Raw genomic sequence first — 13328 nt, 5'->3', positions numbered from 1 at the left:
GATATCAGGTGTCTACCAAACAGGGGTCAGGTCCTATCGCGGACAAAGCCACCTACCACAGGTCATCGACGCCATGTTTAATACAGACCAGCTCGAAGCGGAGTCCAAGCGCCTAGACGAGAAAATCCGCGCTCTTGCCAGCGAGATTGAATCATTGGTTGCAGAAAATCAGCGGGTAGCGCAAGACCAGGACCAATACCCCGCCCGCTACACCCAGCTAGAAGCGCGATACCAGAAAACCCTGGGCCGCAAACAAGCCATCGAGGCCGAGATTGCTGCCAAGAGTGCCAAGGCCACTGCGATCAAAACCGCCTACACCCAGTTGGCCGACAAGCCCATCCAGCATTTTCAACCATCCCAGTGGACAGCGCTTATCGACCATGCCGTTATCGGAGCCAACGAGATCCAGTTCGTCTTCAGAATCGGCACTGAAATCACCGTGCCTATTGCTAGCAGGCTGCCAGTTTCTTCCACTTCCTGATTTTGGTGCGAAACGTCGTAAATGGCGCGACGGTGTTGATATGCACCCATTTCCACACCGGCCACGCCGACGGGGTGGAAGAAGCCCACGCACGCTGACCCGAACTAAACAATTCTGATTCGGTTAGACCGCCCACCATTTTGACTATCTCACCAAGCAGGATCTTGAACCTGTCGATCAAATCCTCAGTAGATACCTGCTCCCAGCGTTGGTAGAACGATTCATACAATCCGCCCAGTTGATTCCACTTAAAACCAGGTGCCGGAGTCACCACGTCAAGACCGGCTTGTTCGTCACGTTCCCAGCCGAGCAGTAATTCCATCCAGCCAAGCTGGTAGGCGATCATCTGCCGGGGCGTGCGGTCAACACCGTCAACCAGCCGGTCCCAACCATCGCCAGGAACGCCTACGAACTCGCCGATAAAAAGTTCGCCACGCTTAGTAATCTCTGCGGCTAGTTCATCGCCAGACGCATACGATCTCACCACACACCTCCTCGTGAAACGGCCTTAGGTTTAACGCTTCGTTAGCGCGTTAAACCCTAAATACGCATTTTACTAGGGCAAACAAGATACCCGCTAACGCAAAACCCAAACCCGCTAACGCAAGCGATTTTTCACACCCCCCTAAGCGATACTCGCTAACGCAAAAGGGTACTTATCAAATCCGACGTCTAAGTGGAGCCGCCTGCGAGAATCGAACTCGCGACCTTCTCATTACGAGTGAGATGCTCTACCGACTGAGCTAAGGCGGCACGATGCAGTGTGTATATGCACCGCCTGAGAGTTTAGCCTAGGCCTGGGCTGATAAAGAAATCGGGCTATCACCTGTAGTGTGCACGCAGCACACGTGCTGGTTAGCGCGCGCCACAGGCCAGGCGCAGGCGGCCCACCATGCCGTCGAAAGCCACCTGCGGGGTGACGTTCTGCGGCAGCTGCTCGCGGCAGGTGCGGATAGCGGACTGGGCGGCCAGCAAGCCATCTTCGCTCACGCGCTGGGCAAGTTCGCCCGCCAGGCCCGCGAAGTCCGGGTGGGTCATCTCCACCTCAGCGCCGACTTTCAGCATGAGCGCATCGCGGTAAATACCGGCGAGATCCACGAGGGCGATGTCGAGGCCGTCGGAGATGCGTCGTTTAGCGCGCTTCTTGTGGAGCTCCTCCAGATCCTTCAGGGCACTGCGGGCGTCGCGTTGCGCCTTGGTCGCGCCCTTGCCCTTGGCGCCGACGCCGAAGGATTGTTCAATCTTGGAGCGCTCCGCCTCCTCCGCCGCCGCGTGGGAGTCCTTGGCTTCCTTCTCAATGAACTTCAGCAGCGCCGTGACGGATTGAAAGGCCTGGGAGCCGTGGAAGACGTCTTCGGCCAGGTTGATGGCCATGGCGCGGCGCTTCTGCGCGGCGGGCTCGTTGACTAGGTGTCGCGCACGTCCCACGTGGCGCAGGGTGGTCACGGCGGCCAGGCGCGCGTCATCCTCGCTGGCGCCTTCGGCGACGAGCTGCTTGACGACGCCCTCCACACTCGGCGCCGGAATATAAAGGTGACGGCAGCGCGAGCGCAGCGTGACCGAGAAGTCCTCCGGGTCCTCCGAGGGCGCCACCATGATGATGACGGTGCGCTCCGGGGGCTCCTCCACGGTTTTGAGCAGCGCGTTGGCGGCCTCATTGCGCAGGCGGTCGGCCTTGTTGAAGATGACCACGCGCCACGGCGCCACGCTCGGCAGGCTGGCTGCGCGCCCGATGACGTCGCGGGCCTCGCCCACGGTGATGAACTGCTCCTGCGGGTCCACGTAGACCAAGTCGGTGTGCTCTTGATTGTCTAGGACGCTCTGGCAGGAGGGGCAGCGCCCGCAGCCGGGGTTGCCGTTCTCGTCGGCGGACGTGCACATGAGTGCCGCGGCGAAGCACTGCGCGGCCAGCGAACGGCCGGCACCCGGGGGCCCGGTAAATAGCCAGGAGTGGCTCATCGCTCGCGAGTCGCCCTCACCGCGAGCCGCGCGGGCAGCGCTGAGGATGGTGTGGGAGACGGAGGGGGCGTCGGCAAGCCTTTCGGCAACGCTGGAGGTGTTCACTCGCCCTAGCCTACTGGGATAACTAAAGTGTGTAACCATGAATAGACTGATGCGTGGCGCCCGCTGGTTATGGGGTACTCAATGGCCGATGTACGCCGCGCTCGTCCTTGGAGCCAACATCATCGGCGCCATCGCGATCATGACCTTCGTGGTCTTCTTTCTCCCCATGCCGGAGATCTCCGATTTCATCGCTCACACGCCCCACCTGTGGACCTACGGCACGCTGTTCGTAACCTTTGCGGTCATCATCGGCATAGCGGTAACACTTCGGCTGTTCAGACCGGTATTGGACTGGCAGCGCAGCCCCGATGACCATGACCCCAATATGGTGCGCAACCTGGTCCTGCGCATCCCGCTCTACCAGGCCGGTGTGGCCGCGGGGGTGTGGCTGCTGGGCATCATCTTGGCGGTGGTGCTGGCAGGCCAGCACTCGGCGCGGCTGGCCGTGGTAGTCGGTGTTTCTGCTGCATTGGCCGGCGGCCTCATCGTGCTGTTGACGTACCTGCAGGCGGAGCGCCTCGTACGCCCCGTGGCTGCGGAGGCCGTGGCCCGGCGTTTCGAGGATTCCACCTTGGAGCCGCCGATTAAATACCGGTTGCTTTCCACCTGGATGATGACCTCCGGCATCCCGCTCATCGGCATCGTGCTTGTCCTCATGGGCCAACAGGCGGGTCTGTTTAGCCCTGAGACCTCAGATATCATGCCGGCTATCGTTGCGCTGACCGTTACCGCGCTGGGCACCGGGCTCATGGGAACCATGTTCGCGATGATGAGCGTGGTCGATCCCATCATTGAGCTGCAAGACGCCATCAACCGCGTACGCCGCGGCGAGAGTGACGTCCAGGTGGACATCTACGACGGCTCCGAGCTCGGCGTGCTTCAGGCCGGATTCAACGAAATGATGCGCGGCCTGCGTGAGCGCCAACGCGTGCGCGATATTTTCGGCCGCTATGTCGGTGCCGAGGTGGCCCAGCGCGCCTTGGAGGAACGCCCGGAGCTGGGCGGCGAGGACCGCAAGGTGGCGGTGCTGTTTATCGACGTCATCGGCTCCACCACCTTCGCCGTCAACCACACCCCGGAAGAAGTGGTGGAGGAGCTCAACAAGTTCTTTGAGCACGTCGTTGAGGTGGTGCACCGGAACAAGGGCATCATCAACAAGTTCCAGGGTGATGCCGCCCTGGCCGTCTTCGGTGCCCCGCTGACGGTCTACGACGCGAACTCCATGGCTTTGCAGGCCGCCCGCGAGCTTCGCCAGGAACTGCGCGGGTTGCGGCTGCAGGCGGGCATCGGCGTGGCCGCGGGCCACGTGGTGGCCGGGCACATTGGTGGTGCGGACCGCTTCGAGTACACCGTCATTGGTGATGCCGTCAACGAGGCTGCCCGTCTCACCGAACTGGCCAAGGACACCCCGGGCCAGGTGCTCACCAACTCCGCCACGCTGCGCGGCGCCAACGAGGCAGAGCAAGCGCGCTGGACGCTGATGAAGTCTATTGAGCTGCGCGGGCGCCGCCGCATGACGCAGCTGGCGCGCCCGATTCGCCCGACCTTGGCGGAACGCGCTCTCGGATAAATAAGTTTTTGTGCTTCTGGTAGCTTGGGGCCATGCCTCATCAGCCCCACCAGCCCCATCCGCCACGCCAGTATTCGAGTCCTCGTCTTCTCGTCCCCGACGTCGCCCGCGGCATGGCCCTGCTGGGCATCGCGCTGGCTAATGTCTGCACCGCGTGGATTATGAACGACGGCGATGGCCCCGATGCCTATTTCGGCGGCGTCGATACCCTCGTTGACGAAGTCTATGTGGTCTTTTCCGCCATGTTCGTGCATGTGCGCGGCCTGCCGATGTTCTCCACGCTTCTCGGCTTTGGCGTGGGGCTTATCGCAATGAGCTTGTGGCGACGCGGCTTCCCACTGCGGCGCGCGCAGGCCGTGTTGGCAAAGCGCTATGGCTTTCTTGCTTTATTCGGTGCCCTGCACTGCCTCTTCCTCTTTTCCGGCGACATCATGCTGCTCTACGGCGCGATGGGCATGCTCATTGCGTTGCTGCTTACTTTAACCGACAAGCTCCTCATGCGCGTGGCCTACGGGTTCTGTGCGCTGCTGGTTGTGGCGGGTATCGGAATGGGCGTTGGGGCCGCGCTTGTCGATACGTCGGAGTTTGATCTCAGCGGCTTCACCGCCGCCGAATCCTACTGGGAGCTGCTGGGTGAGCAGGCCATCATGGTCGGCGCCCAAGCTTTTTCCGTTCCCCTGACGGGAGCCTTGGTCCTTCCGGTGATGCTCGTAGGTTTCGTGTGGGCGCGCCGCGGAACCTTGGCCGGGGGCCATCGGCGCGAGCTGTGGGCGTGGACCATTTTGGCCCTAGCCATCATCCTTTTCCTCGGCCTGCCCTGGGGCTTGTCGACGATTGGGGTGCTGGACCCAGCTCTAGCGGAACCCCTCAACGCGGCGAATAGCTGCATCGGCATGCTCACCGGGCCGGGCATCGTGGCGGGGGCAACACTCGCCCTAGAACCCCTGCAGCGCCGTGGTGCGCGCCCCTGGTTCCTGTGGCCGCTGATTGCGCTGGGCAAGCGTTCCATGACCGGCTACGTGCTGCAGTCCGTGTTCTTCCTGGCGCTGGTCTACCCCTTTACCCTCAACATTGGCCCGGAGCTCAGCGCCGCGGGCCAGGCAGCGCTAGCCACCGGCGTATGGCTAGCAACGCTCCTCATCGCCTGCGCGCTCGAGGCCGCGGGCAAGCCCGGGCCCTTCGAATGGGTACACCGACGCTTGTCCTATGGCAAGACGATGCGCCCGGAATTAGGCGCTGCGCCTAACCGCGGCCCTTCCGCGCCAGCCCATCCACCAGCAGCACCAGGCCTACCGTCTGTGCCGCCGACTGCGCCGCATCCAGAACCCGGCCACGCAGGCCCGCATCCTGGCGCTGTTCAGCCGGGTTCAGGACCGTCAGCGCCTCAGAGGCCAGAAGCAGGTTAGCACCGTGGCTCAGCCCCTGCGTAGATTCAGCAGCGCGCAGGGCTGGGTCACCAGCTAGCGCGGAGAGCGCAGCCGCCGGGATTCCGGCGATAGCCGTGGCGCGGCGCTCACTTCGGGTGCGGGCTAGCGCAAGGCCCGCGGCCCACGCGCCAGCGCGCAGGCCCCAACCCAGTGCATCATTGCGCGCACCGCGCAGCGCCCACGCGAAGGCAGCGTATTGCACGCTGACACACGTCACGCCGAACGTCGTTGGTGCGCCGCGCTTGGCGGCCTGGCCAAGCGAAGCGGCGACGAGCCCCACACGGGTCTCCGGTGCGCAGTCTGGGCGCAGGGCCAACAGCACGGGTACAGCGGCGGTAGTGACCGTGCCGAGCGCGCGCCAGTTAAACAGGCGTGACCAGACGGCAGTCTCCCCCGCGGCGAGCGCGCCGAGGGTGAAATGATCGCGGCCAGCAAAGGCCGGGCCCACCGCGCGCAGGAGAGCCTCGGTGCCTTCCTGGGTACGGTCCAGCATGTCGCGCGCGAAATTCTCCAGCGTGAGCATGGCCTATCTACTTCCTGCGCGATCCGGCCTTGACCACGTTCTTCGTGCCCGGCGAAGGCTTCTTCGTGGCCTTCTTGCTCGACTTCTTCGTAGCCTTCTTCGTCGATTTCTTGGTCGACTTCTTGGTGCTCTTCTTCGTCGACTTCTTCGCCCCACCGTTCGCGGCGTCCTTGGCGCGGCGCTCGGAGAGGAGCTCGTTCGCGCGGGCGTCGGTAAGCTGCTCCGGATCGTCACCACGGCGCAGCGAGGCATTCGTCGTGCCGTCAGTGACGTACGGGCCAAAGCGGCCGTCCTTGACCGTCATCGGCTTGCCGGAGACGTCGTTATCACCCAGCTGCTTAATCGGCGGCTGTGCGGCCGCACGTCCACGGCGCTTCGGCTCCGCGTAGATGCGGCGCGCCTCATCCAGCGTGATGGAGAAGATCTGCTCCTCCTTGGCCAAGGAACGCGAATCCTTACCCTTCTTCAGGTAGGGGCCATAGCGGCCGTTCTGCGCGGTGATGACCTCGCCGTCCGAGGGGTCCACGCCCACCTCGCGCGGCAGGCTCAGCAGCTTCAGCGCTTCCTCCAAAGTGACGCTGGACGGCTCCATCGAAGCAAAGAGCGAGGCCGTGCCCGGCTTCAGCTTCTCCTCAACGTACTCAGCAATGCGCTTTTCCTTCTGCTTCGCCGCGGTCTTGGTCTCCCAATTCTTGGCGCGCTTGCCCTCGGCCGCGCGCTGGGCGTCCTCCGCGGCGCGCTCCTCCTTGACGATCTCCTCGGCTTCGGCCTCGGCCTTCTCGCGCTCGTCGTCACGCACCTGCTCGGTCACGTACGGGCCGAAGCGACCCTCCTTGGCCACGATGGTGCGTCCGTTCTCCGGGTTCTGTCCCAGCTCGCGCCCGCCCTGCGGGGTGGCAAAGAGCTTCTCCGCCAAAGCCTCGTTGAGCTCATCCGGGGTGACCGTCTCCGAGAGGTTGGCGCGCTGGTACTCCACCGTGCCGTCCTCGTTGGTGCCCACGGCGCGCTCGATATACGGACCGTAGCGGCCCACGCGCACGAAGACATCGCGGCCTTCCGCGTCGGTGTACAGGCGCAGGGAGTTGACCTGGCGGGCATCGATGGCCTCCAGGTTGATGCCCACCAAGGACTTCAGGCCGCCGTGGCGAGCAATAGATGCGGCCTTGCGCTCGCCGGCCTCCGTGTTGCCGAAGTAGAAGTTATTCAGCCAATCCGTGCCGTTCTCCGAACCGGCGGCAATGGCATCGAGCTCATCCTCCATGGAGGAGGTGAAGTCATAATCCACCAGCTCAGTGAAGTTATTCTCCAACAGACCCACCACCGCGAAGGCAACCCACGAGGGCACCAGCGCGTTGCCGCGGGAGAGCACGTAGCCGCGGTCCTGGATGGTCTTGATGATGGAGGCGTACGTCGACGGACGCCCGATGCCCAAATCTTCCATCTTCTTGACCAAGCTGGCCTCGGTATAGCGCGCCGGCGGGTTGGTGGAGTGGCCGTCGGCAGTAACCGCAGCGGTCTTCAGCGTGTCGCCCTCATTGAGGTGCGGCAGACGGGACTCTCCCTTCGAGTCCTTCGCCGCCACGTCCTCGTAGGCCTTGAGGAAGCCCGGGAAGGTAATCGTGCGGCCGGTCGCGGAAAAGTCGGCGTCGTGGCCGCCGGCGTTGACCGCCGCGGTCACCTTCATCGAGGTTCCCTTGGCGTCGGCCATCTGGCAGGCCACGGTGCGCTTCCAAATCAGCTCATAAAGCTTGTACTCCTCGGCGTCGAGCTGCCCGGCCAGCTGGCCCGGGGTGGCAAAACGCTCACCGGCCGGGCGGATGGCCTCGTGGGCCTCCTGGGAGTTCTTCACCTTGCGGTCATAGGTACGCGGTCCGTCGGCCACGAACTCCGCGCCGAAGATGGAGGAGGCAGCCTCACGCGCAGCATCCAGGCCCTGCTTGGACAGGGAGGTCGAGTCGGTACGCATATAGGTGATGTGACCGTTCTCGTAGAGGCGCTGCGCAATGCGCATCGTGCGCTCCGAGGTGTAGTGCAGGCGCCGGCCGGCCTCCTGCTGCAGCGTCGACGTCATAAACGGCGCGGAAGGCTTGCGCGAATAAGGCTTGTGCTCGACACTAGCCACGGTCATGGTGGAGCCCTCCAGCGCGCTGGCCAGCTGCTCCGCCTGGGCCTGCTTGACGACGACCACCTCGTCGCTCTTCAGCTGACCCCTATCGTTGAAGTCGCGGCCCGCGGCCACGCGCTTGCCATCGAGGGCAATCAGGCGCGCATCGAAATCCGGCGTGGATTTCAGCGTTGCCGTGAGATCCCAGTACTCGGCGGGGATGAATGCCATGCGCTCGCGCTCGCGCTCGACGATGACGCGGGTAGCTACCGACTGCACGCGGCCAGCCGATAGGCGCGGCATGACCTTCTTCCACAGCACCGGGGAGACCTCGTAGCCGTAGAGGCGGTCCAGGATGCGGCGGGTTTCCTGGGCGTCGATGAGGTTTTCATCGAGTTCACGGGTGTTTTCCGCGGCCTCCAGGATGGCGGACTTGGTGATCTCGTTGAAGACCATTCGGCGCACCGGCACCTTGGGCTTGAGTACTTCCAGCAGGTGCCAGGCAATGGCCTCGCCCTCGCGGTCGGGGTCTGTTGCGAGGTAGAGCTGGTCGCACTGCTTCAGCTTGGCCTTGAGGTCAGCGACCTTCTTCTTCTTGTCCTGGCTGATGACGTACAGCGGGGTGAAGTTATCCTCCGGGTTAACACCGAGGCGCGCCCAGGATTCCTTCTTATATTTGGCGGGGACGTCGGCGGCGCCGCGGGGAAGGTCCCGGATGTGGCCGACGGAGGCCTCAACAATGTACTTATCGCCGAGGTAAGGCTGAATCTTCTTCGCCTTGGTTGCTGACTCGACGATGACCAGGGTCTTCCCCGGGCCGGTAGCTTCTGCCACTTCGACTTCATCCCTTCCGATGGCTAGTCCTCTGCTGGGCAATTGCCCCTAGAGTACACAGATAGAGGCTTACTCTAGTTATTCAGGCCAGTTCACGTCCACACAACCGGGGGTCTATACTGGCCGTCCGAGGATTCGCCTCACAGCACACAACTGGGAGACAGCGTGATTGCGTCTATTACTGCATGGTTCGAGGTCATCATGGCCACACAGTGGATTTATCCGCTGGTGGGTTCACTGATTTTCCTCGACTGCTTCTTCCCCGTTTTGCCTTCGGAGGTTCCCCTCAACATGGTGGGCGCCTGGTCTGGCTCCCAAGGTTTTCCCCATCTTCCCACCATGTTTTTCGTCGCCATGGTTGCCGCAATTTTGGGGGATAACTTGTGCTTCCTCCTGGGAACGCGGCTCATCGCCCTTATTAATAGAGCCCAAAAGGGAACGAAGGCTTATGACGCCTTAACGTGGGTCAAGCGTAATATTCGGCGCAGCGGCGGCGCGGCCATCATCATCGCGCGCTTCATCCCCTCGGCCCGCCTGTTTATGACGATTCTGCTGGGCTCCATGCGCTACCCCTGGCCGTTGTTTTTCTTCTTCGACACCTTCGGTGTTCTGTTGTGGGTGGCGCAGGCGCTAGCCATTGGCTACCTCGGCGGCGTGGCCTTCTCCGGCTCACCCGCGATAGCCATGCTCATTTCCATCATCGCCGCCGTCATCATCGGCTTCGGCCTGCAAAAGGGGCAGAATAAGCTGCTGGAATGGTGGGATACCCGGCGCGGCTACGCCGAATCCCCCTAAACCACCTCGACGTTGGTGGCCTGCTGACCTTTAGTGTCTTCCCCAATCTCAAAGGAGACGCGCTGGTTATCTTCGAGGGTACGGAAGCCGGTTCCTTGGATTTCGGTGTAGTGCACGAAGATGTCGCCGGAGCCGTCCTCCTGCTCAATGAAGCCGTAGCCTTTTTCGGCGTTGAAGAACTTGACGGTACCGTATGCCATGATGAGTTGTCCTTTGCGGAAATAAAGTAGTGCAAACTAGTGCACTAGTGTGCCACGTTTGGGCACCTACAGCAGATTAGTGGAGGCAAGCGTGAGTGAGAACCCTCTGGGTGAGGAGCTCGTCGAGCACCTTGTTGAGCGTTTCCCCGAGTCCGAGCTAACGCACTCCACCACCCTGCCCGCCCAGCCCGCGCGCTATGCCGAGTGGCCCGAGTGGGTCCTGCCGGAGTTGCGGGCGGCGTTGGAGGAACAAGGCGTCGCCAAGCTCTATGCCCACCAAGTCGCCGTGGCACAAGCCGCGTGGGAGGGGCGTGATGTGGTGGTCTCCACCGGCACGAGTTCCGGAAAGTCCCTGGGTTACCGTTTGCCCATTCTGTCCCGTCTGGCGCAGGACCCGACCGCGTGCGCGCTCTACATCACGCCGACGAAGGCGCTGGGTTCGGACCAGCTGCGCACGGTGCTCGAGCTCACGCAGGGCATCGCTGCGGTTCACGACGTCCACCCCGCCCCCTACGACGGTGATACCCCCACCGAAGCCCGTGCCGGTATCCGCGATCAGGCGCGGTTTATCTTCTCCAACCCAGACATGATTCATTCTTCTCTGCTGGGCGCACACCAGCGGTGGGCGCGGATGCTGCGGCACTTGAAGTTCATCGTGATTGATGAGGCGCACGCCTACCGCGGGGTTTTCGGGGCGAACGTGGCGCTCGTGGTGCGGCGTTTGCTGCGGCTGTGCGCACACTACGGTTCGCGGCCGGTGGTGATTGCGGCTTCGGCGACCATGCGGGATCCCGCCCGGCATGCCGCACGGCTGACGGGGCGCGAGTTTCTCCCTGTAACCGAGGATGGCGCGCCGACGGGCGCGCGGACGGTCGCGCTGTGGGAACCGGGCTTCATGGAAGGCATCGAAGGGCAGAACGGCGCCCCCGTGCGCCGCGCCGCCACAACGGAGGCGGCCTGGATGATGGCCGCGCTCGTGGCGCAGGGCGCTCGAACGTTGACCTTTGTGCGCTCGCGGCGCGCGGCAGAGACCACCGCGCTGCGGGCAGCAGAAGAGCTCTCCGGGAGGCTGGGCCGGCCGGATTTCGCGCGCCGGATTGCCGCCTACCGCGCGGGGTATTTGGCCGAAGACCGTCGCGCGCTGGAACAGGCGCTGGACGATGGCTCCTTGCTCGGCGTGGCCACCACCTCGGCTTTGGAGCTGGGCATCGACGTCGGCGGCCTCGATGCCGTGGTCACCGCCGGGTTCCCGGGTACCGTCGCTAGCTTCTGGCAGCAGGCTGGGCGCGCAGGCCGCCGCGGCCAGGGCTCGCTGGTGGTTTTGGTGGCCCGCGATGAACCGATGGACACCTACCTGGTTCACCACCCAGAGGCACTGTTGGGCCGACCGGTGGAGGCCAGCGTGTTCAACCCGGCTAACCCCTATATCCTGGCCGGGCACGTGTACTGCGCGGCGGTGGAGAAACCGTTGTCTGATGCCGACGTAGCTGCCTTCCGCGCCGAAGACGTGGTCCACGACCTAGCCCAGCAAGGCTTGCTGCGCCGGCGCCCGCAGGGTTGGTTCGCCGCTCCCCTGCCGGCTGGCTCAAGCGAGCTCACCCCGGAGACCGCGCACACAGCCGTCTCGCTGCGCGGCGGTTCGGGCGAGGAAGTCATGATTGTGGATTCCTCCGATGGCCGCCTGCTGGGCACCATCGATTCAGCCCGCGCGGTAAGCCAGGTGCATCCCGGCGCGGTGTACCTGCACCGTGGCGAGAGCTTCGTCATCGAGGAACTTCACCTCGGCGGAGGCGATGGTTCGGCGTCCGCCGAGCCGGGCGTGGCCCTCGCCGTGCCAAAGGCCCCGGACTACACCACGCAGCCGAAGTCCACGACGGATATCCGCATCTTGAGCGAGGCCGATGACCTGGTGAACTACGCCCCCGGCCTGTGGGTGGCCAGCCTGGAGGTTGAGGTGACCGATAAGGTCACCGGCTACCAGGTGCGGCTTCCCGATGGCTCCGTGGGCGAGGATATCCCCCTTGACCTGCCGGAGCAGCGCCTGGTGACCCGGGCGGTGGCCTACACCATCGATCCGCTGGCACTCGCAGCGATGGGAGTCACCGCCGGGCGCACCCCGGGCACCCTCCATGCGGCAGAGCACGCCGCCATTGGGTTGCTGCCGCTCATTGCCACCTGCGACCGCTGGGACATTGGTGGCGTGTCCACCGCGCAGCATGCCGATACGGGCTTGCCCACGGTCTTCGTCTACGACGGCCACCCCGGCGGTGCTGGCTTCGCCGAGGAAGGTTTCCGGCGCTTCCCTGAGTGGATCAAAGCCACCTTCGATGCCGTGCGCTCCTGCCCCTGCGAGTCCGGCTGCCCGTCGTGCGTGCAATCCCCCAAGTGCGGCAACGGCAACAACCCTCTGGACAAGGCAGGCGCTATAGCTCTCCTCGGCGCGCTGGTTACCATGACCTCTTAGACCGGACCAGCGCGGGCGATGGCGCTGCGCCCGCGCAGCCGGGCAGTGACCTCAACGTCGCGCCCATCGATGTCGCAGGAGCCGAGTTCCGCGCCGTTAAGCGCGGCAATCTCTGTGGCCTTCGTGCAGGCGTCCCTGCCCTTGGCCACCTCCCACGCACCGGCCACGGCGGCGAGGTCCGCCGCCACCTGTGCTTCGTGCCGCGCCACAACGAGCGAAGCAACCGCCGCGACTGCCAACAACAGAGACGCCACTGCAGCGATGATCCCGGCGGTGACGACGGTGGCATAGCCCTCCTCCCCCGCCAGGATCCGCGACCAGCTGCGCCGATGACGCCTCATGGCTGCGCCCCGTTGTTCCCACCCGCTGCCATCTCCGCGGGAAACACCGCCTGCGCGCGCATGGTCCCCAGCGGTGCCGGCACGGCGGCCTCAGCGGTCATAAGCCCGGAGCCTTCGCTCACGTTCACCGTCACTCCATCGCGCTGAAAGTCCACGCCGATGGCGACGGAGCGGGCTGCAGCGCCCGCGGCGTCAACGGCAGCGAGGTGGGCCGACAGCGTGGCGATGCCACCCACGATTCCCGCGGCAACGATGACGAGTGCGGACAGCGACAATGCTGCTTCGATGGTGACGGAGCCGGCGTCATCAAGCGCGCGCATTAGCCTGGGGTGTTGGACAGGGCGTCGGTGATGATGGAGGTAATGGCGCTGGTGACTTCGCCACCATTGACCACGGCATAGAGGACCGCAGCGAGAGCTGCCGCGGCCAAACTACCCATGGCATATTCTATCGTAGACATACCATCATCATTTCCTAATAGTGACTGGTAGTTTACCTTTTTCTGCATGATGTACCTAGCTTTCT

Annotated in this window: 11 protein-coding genes, 1 tRNA gene and 1 pseudogene; 5 read left to right on the top strand and 8 right to left on the bottom strand. The window is 63.9% G+C overall.

Translation table 11 applies throughout. The features are described from left to right. Nucleotides 1–481, top strand: a pseudogene (locus tag HMPREF2967_RS00280) (DNA recombinase); the annotation flags it as partial. Here the strand turns inward: HMPREF2967_RS00280 and HMPREF2967_RS00275 are convergent. The 3 genes from HMPREF2967_RS00275 to HMPREF2967_RS00265 form a co-directional block, all read right to left on the bottom strand. Beyond that, nucleotides 450–965, bottom strand: coding sequence for a ClbS/DfsB family four-helix bundle protein (locus HMPREF2967_RS00275; protein ID WP_034969882.1), 516 nt, complete (start codon nt 963–965; stop codon nt 450–452). The pseudogene HMPREF2967_RS00280 and the gene HMPREF2967_RS00275 overlap by 32 nt on opposite strands. 193 nt (nt 966–1158) lie before the next feature. Continuing rightward, nucleotides 1159–1234 (bottom strand) — tRNA-Thr (locus HMPREF2967_RS00270). 102 nt (nt 1235–1336) lie between these two features. Further along, a complete protein-coding gene (locus HMPREF2967_RS00265) occupies nt 1337–2584 on the bottom strand; it encodes a DNA polymerase III subunit delta' (protein WP_083309061.1) in 1248 nt (415 codons plus the stop codon). Here HMPREF2967_RS00265 and HMPREF2967_RS00260 point away from each other — a divergent pair. Then, a complete protein-coding gene (locus tag HMPREF2967_RS00260; RefSeq protein WP_070511233.1) occupies nt 2583–4115 on the top strand; it encodes an adenylate/guanylate cyclase domain-containing protein in 1533 nt (510 codons plus the stop codon). The two genes, HMPREF2967_RS00265 and HMPREF2967_RS00260, sit on opposite strands and share 2 nt — an antisense overlap. A 32-nt stretch (nt 4116–4147) precedes the next feature. Next, on the top strand, nt 4148–5521 hold the full coding sequence (locus HMPREF2967_RS00255; RefSeq protein WP_046647867.1) for a DUF418 domain-containing protein: 1374 nt from the start codon (nt 4148–4150) through the stop codon (nt 5519–5521). Between the two features lie 551 nt (nt 5522–6072). On the opposite strand, the gene topA is transcribed toward HMPREF2967_RS00255, so the two are convergent. Next, complete coding sequence (gene topA / locus HMPREF2967_RS00250) at nt 6073–9003, bottom strand: type I DNA topoisomerase (protein WP_070624608.1); 2931 nt, start codon at nt 9001–9003, stop codon at nt 6073–6075. A gap of 201 nt (nt 9004–9204) precedes the next feature. Between topA and HMPREF2967_RS00245 the strand changes: the two genes are divergently transcribed. Next, nucleotides 9205–9798: a DedA family protein gene (locus tag HMPREF2967_RS00245; protein ID WP_154761934.1), complete on the top strand. Its 594-nt coding sequence runs from the start codon at nt 9205–9207 to the stop codon at nt 9796–9798. On the opposite strand, the gene HMPREF2967_RS00240 is transcribed toward HMPREF2967_RS00245, so the two are convergent. Continuing rightward, complete coding sequence (locus HMPREF2967_RS00240; protein WP_070516379.1) at nt 9795–9998, bottom strand: cold-shock protein; 204 nt, start codon at nt 9996–9998, stop codon at nt 9795–9797. The genes HMPREF2967_RS00245 and HMPREF2967_RS00240 overlap by 4 nt on opposite strands. A gap of 91 nt (nt 9999–10089) precedes the next feature. Here HMPREF2967_RS00240 and HMPREF2967_RS00235 point away from each other — a divergent pair, with 91 nt between their 5' ends. Next, nucleotides 10090–12462, top strand: coding sequence for a DEAD/DEAH box helicase (locus HMPREF2967_RS00235; protein ID WP_070624609.1), 2373 nt, complete (start codon nt 10090–10092; stop codon nt 12460–12462). Here HMPREF2967_RS00235 and HMPREF2967_RS00230 read toward each other — a convergent pair. Genes HMPREF2967_RS00230 through HMPREF2967_RS00220 form a run of 3 tightly spaced genes read right to left on the bottom strand, consistent with a single transcriptional unit; the run spans nt 12459 to nt 13311 of the window. Continuing rightward, the gene (locus HMPREF2967_RS00230) at nt 12459–12803 is read right to left on the bottom strand and encodes an Rv3654c family TadE-like protein (protein WP_070531754.1); all 345 of its coding nucleotides are present in this window, start codon (nt 12801–12803) and stop codon (nt 12459–12461) included. The genes HMPREF2967_RS00235 and HMPREF2967_RS00230 overlap by 4 nt on opposite strands. Continuing rightward, nucleotides 12800–13123: a hypothetical protein gene (locus tag HMPREF2967_RS00225; RefSeq protein WP_070624610.1), complete on the bottom strand. Its 324-nt coding sequence runs from the start codon at nt 13121–13123 to the stop codon at nt 12800–12802. Before HMPREF2967_RS00225 ends, HMPREF2967_RS00230 begins: the two co-directional genes overlap by 4 nt. Continuing rightward, nucleotides 13123–13311: a DUF4244 domain-containing protein gene (locus HMPREF2967_RS00220; RefSeq protein WP_049157884.1), complete on the bottom strand. Its 189-nt coding sequence runs from the start codon at nt 13309–13311 to the stop codon at nt 13123–13125. Before HMPREF2967_RS00220 ends, HMPREF2967_RS00225 begins: the two co-directional genes overlap by 1 nt. Nucleotides 13312–13328 lie beyond the last annotated feature (17 nt).

Origin of the sequence: Corynebacterium sp. HMSC059E07 (assembly GCF_001814395.1) — a bacterium.
Classification (GTDB): Bacteria; Actinomycetota; Actinomycetes; order Mycobacteriales; family Mycobacteriaceae; genus Corynebacterium; species Corynebacterium hesseae.
The sequence above is the reverse complement of the archived record's forward strand: the minus strand, read 5'-3'. Positions and strand labels throughout refer to the sequence as shown.